The organism is [Flexibacter] sp. ATCC 35208, assembly GCF_001975825.1.
Taxonomy (GTDB): Bacteria; Bacteroidota; Bacteroidia; order Chitinophagales; family Chitinophagaceae; genus Chitinophaga.
Genome location: NZ_MTKN01000138.1, coordinates 1 through 5,125, shown reverse-complemented (window position 1 = coordinate 5,125; position 5,125 = coordinate 1). Strand labels below are relative to the sequence as shown.

Below are 5,125 nucleotides of genomic sequence, written 5' to 3'. Positions count from 1 at the left end.
CGAACACTACCTTCACGGTAGCTGCGGGTTCTACGGTGGTACTGAGCTGGACCATCACCAACCTGGGTTGTACCACTTCAGACAACATTGTGCTGATCAATTACGAACAGCCAACAGCAGTAAGTGCGGGTACTGACCAGACCAAGTGTGCGGGTTCAGACTTCGTACTGGCTGGTTCTACACCAAACGTAACAGGTGCTATCGGAACATGGTATGTTCGCAGCGGTTCTGCTACTATCGCTACCGGCGAAGAGCATTTGCCAGCGGCACACCTAACCCTGCCAAATGATGCTTCTGCTGAATTACATTGGGTTGTAACAAATGGTGTCTGTGCTGATTCTGCGGCTGTGATACTGACTAACTACCTGACTCCTGTTAATGCTGATGCAGGTGCGGAATTAGTGAAACATTGTTCTGACAGTGCTTTCGTAATGAGTGCAAACGAACCTGATGTAACAGGTGCGATCGGTGAATGGACGTTCGTAGGCACTACTGCCGCTGTAGCAAGTGATCCAAACGATCCGTATACTACCATCTTTGTTCCTGCAGGAGATAGTGTACTCGCTATCTGGTCAATCGGTAACGGTACATGTTCTACCAGCGACACAGTGAAACTGGTGAACTATATGTCACCAACTGCTGCCGCTGTACCAGCAGATATGCAACAGTGTATGACCACTACCTTCCCTGTAACGGCGAATGCTCCGGATGTACCGGGTGCGATCGGTTACTGGACAGTAGTGAAGGGTAATGCGACCTTCCCGGCTGCTGACCTTAATAATAGCAGCACTACTTTCACTGTACCAAATGGTGATAGCGCATACATCTCCTGGACACTGACCAACGGTATCTGTTACAGTGCCGATACAATTAAACTGTACAACTATCAGCAGCCAGCGCAGGCAGATGCCGGTTCTGACTCCCTGGTACAGTGTAATAACACTACATTCACTATGGCAGCGACCGCACCAGACCTGGCAACAGCAGTCGGTAAGTGGTCTCTGTACCCAGGTAGTGCCGCAAGCTTCAACGCGACTAACTCTACTAATATCCATGCAGTATTCACCCTGCCTGCAGGCGATACCGCAACCGCAATCTGGACAGTAACCAACGGTGTCTGCTCCAGCTATGATATGATCCTGTTGAAGAATTACGAAGCGCCAGCTCAGGCAGACGCGGGTCCTGATTCTCTGAAACATTGTAACGACGCCGTATTCACTATGAGTGCAACTGCACCATCACTGACTACCGCTACCGGTACATGGACAGTATCTAAAACAACTGCTACTATTACGAATGCAAACAGCATCACCGCTACTATCAACGTACCTGCGGGTTACAGCGTGATGGCTTACTGGACAATCACAAACGGTGCTTGTTCTACAGTTGACAGCATTAAACTGGTGAACTATCAGCAACCAACAGCAGCAGCTGCAGGTACCGAAACCCACCAGTGTGCGACCAGCACCTTCACCCTGGCAGCTAATACACCTGATGTAGCCGGTGCCGTAGGAACCTGGACATTACCAACCGGTTCTACTGCTACTATCGCTGCAGCGGATGTGCACAAGCCAAATGCGACCATCAGCGTACCAGAAGGTGATAGCGTAATTGCTACCTGGACCATCACCAACGGTGTATGTACTTCCAGCAGCACAGTGAAACTGGTAAATGATAAGATGCCGGATGTGGCAAATGCCGGTTCTGCACAGACGCATTGTTCTGACAGTGCCTTCGTCATGACTGCCAACACTGCTACTATTGGTACCGGTACCTGGTCATTCTACACTGGTTCTACCGCTACGATTGCAACAGCTGATCTGAATAATCCGACAGCTAAGATCTTTGTACCAGCAGGTGATACTGCCACTGCAATCTGGACAATCACTAACAATTCCTGCGCAACCAGCAGCACTGTCTTCCTGAAGAACGACATGATGCCGGAAGCTGCAAATGCCGGCGCTAACCAGACACATTGTAATGACTCTGCCTTTATAATGACTGCTACGCCAGGCGCCATCGCTACTTCTAAAGGTACATGGACTGTGATCAGTGGTACTGCAACCATCGCAGCTGCTGACCTGAACAATCCAACTGCCAAAGTAATAGTGCTGGTAAATACAACAGCTGTTCTTCAATGGACCCTGAGCAATGGTACATGTACTGGTACACCAGCTACTGTAACACTGACTAACCTGGGACCAGTAATGGGCAATACGATCTCCGCTGATCAGACTGTGTGTGCTTCTGAAACACCTGCGCAGCTGAAAGGAACGACTACCCTGAGTGGTGGCGACGGTACCTTCACTTATCAGTGGCAGATCAGCACTACCAGTGCAACCACCGGATTCTCTAACGTGACTACAGGTACAGGCGGTACTTCTGCTTCCTATACCCCAGGTACACTCACCGCTGATACCGTATGGTTCAGAAGAATTGTGACCTCAGGCGCTTGTAGCACCACCATCAGCAATGTGGTGAAGATCAGAAGGATTACTACACCTCCGGTAGTAGTATCTGTACCAGCCGCTATCACTACTGATTGTGTACTGGGTAAAGATTACACTACGCTGTTCGGTACACCAGTGTTCAGTCACCAGCCATTCACTAACGAGGCGCTGACTGTGACTTACACTGATAATACGCAGACACCGGATGCTTGTACGACTATCATCAGACGTACCTGGACAGCCGTAGACCGTTGTGGTCTCACGACTTCCGCTCAGCAGACCATCACTGTGATCGATACCAAAGCTCCTGTGTTCACTTCCACAGCACCTGCTGATGTGACCGTAGAGTGTGATCAGGTGCCAGCTGCTGTGAACCTGACAGCAAACGATGCTTGTTTAGGTACCCTGACAATCGCACCAATTGAAACAAGAATAGACATCGCAGGTCAGTGTACCAGCAATTACTACCTGATCCGTAAATGGGTAGCGGTTGATAATTGTGGTAACGCCAGCGACACCCTGAAACAGACCATCACGGTAAGAGACCAGACTGGTCCTGTGTTCACAGTAACTGCTCCTGCAAACTTAACTGTAGATTGTGATAAGGTACCAACAGCTGCCACGCTGACGGCTACTGACAACTGTACGCCTGGTACTATCACTGTAACACCAGTGGATACCAGACAGTCAATCTCTGGTGCTAAGTGTAGTAATACTTACCAGATCACACGTACATGGACTGCGACCGATAATTGTGGTAACAGCACCGTAGTGAAACAGATCATCACCGTTCAGGATACAACCAGACCAGCGTTCTCAATGACCCTTGTGTCTGATACGACTGTGAATTGTGACGCTGTACCTGCGCTGCCAACTATCACAGCTACCGACAACTGTTCTGCAAGTGTGAATGTATCTGTATCCCAGACGAAGGTGTTCCTGAGCACTACATGTTCTAACAACTACCGTCTGACCCGTACCTGGACGGCTTCTGATGATTGTGGTAATACTGCCACTATGAAACAGGTGATCACCGTTCAGGATACAACTAAACCAACATTTACCATCACACCGCCAAGTGATACTACTGTAAGTTGTAGTGCAGTGCCAACACCGCCAAGCAACCTGTCAGCTACTGACAACTGTAGTGCAACCAGCAATGTGAAGATCAGCTACTCTCAGACCCGTCAGTCCATCACCGGTGCTTGTGCAAGCAACTACCAGCTGATCAGAGTCTGGACAGCGAAAGACGAATGTGGTAATACTAATATTGTACGTCAGGTGATCACAGTTGTAGATACCACCAAACCAGTGATGGATCCGGCTCCGGCTGCTGTCACTGTATCATGTGGAGGTACTATACCAGCTGCTGCTACCCTTTACGCAACTGATAACTGCGATGGCAACTTCCCTAAGAAAGCGACCATGACCACCGATCCATATACTGTGGATGCTTGTAACGGTTACACCATCACCAGAAGATGGAACGTATCTGACGCATGTGGTAATGCCGCGATCGAAAGGGTACAGATCATCACTGTAGAAGCATGTCCTAAACCACAACTGGACGCTACACTGCCAGTGAACTGTTCTGACAATACGAAGTTTGCACTGCAGCTGCTGACCAAAGTAAGCAAACCAACATTTACACTGCAGAGCGTATATCCTGCAGGTACCGTAACCACACCGAAGAGTCAGACCAGCAATGTGTTCGACCTGAATGGTGCCACACAGGCTACCTTTATCGTAACTGATGGCGTAACCGGTTGCGTATCTGACCCAGTGACTTATACCCTGCAATATGTACAGAAACCAACCGTCAACCTGGGTAACGATACTGCGATCTGCGAAGGCAACTCAGTCACCCTGGATGCAGGTGCGGCAAATGCAAGTGCTGGTTATACAATTAAATGGAACACAGGTGCAACTACCCAACAGATCACCGTATCTGCTGCCGGTACTTACTATGCAACGGTGACCAATAATGGTTGTTCCGCTACAGACTCTGTGAAGGTAACGGTGAACGCACCACCAACGGTTGATATCCGCGATACCACTATTTGTGATGGCATGACTGTAAAACTGAATGCTTATGTACAGGGTGCTTCTTACACATGGAGCACTGGTGATACCGGACCATCTATCACGGTAAGTACCGCTGGTACCTATACTGTAGATGTATCACTGAATGGATGTACCGTAACCGATCAGGCAACTGTAACAGTGGCTACTGCACCAAATGTGACCCTGACTGCTGATACTTCTGTATGTCCTGATCAGACAGTGATGCTGCAGGTTGAGCCGGATGGTGGTAGTGTGAAATGGTCTGATGGATCGCTGACAAACTCTATCATCGTATCTAAACCTGGTGACTACTGGGTGACTGTAACGAAGAATAGTTGTGTAGTGACCGATACTGTGACGGTGACCAACAAGGCTAACATCAGCTTAGACCTCGGTCCTGACAAGGATATCTGTGCCGGTGGCCTGGTAGTACTGGATGCGACTAACGCGAGTGCGATCTCTTACCTCTGGAATGATGGTACGACCGATCCGATCAAGGAAGTAAGCACACCAGGTACCTACACTGTAACAGTACTTGACAAATATTGTAATCTGACATCTACAGATAGCGTGAAAGTAACAGTGGCTGGTATCGGAGATATTTCTCTGGG

Annotated in this window: 1 pseudogene; it reads left to right on the top strand. The window is 49.0% G+C overall.

Annotated elements, in window-relative coordinates:
* A pseudogene (locus BW716_RS37310) lies at positions 1-5,125 on the top strand (hypothetical protein); the annotation flags it as partial.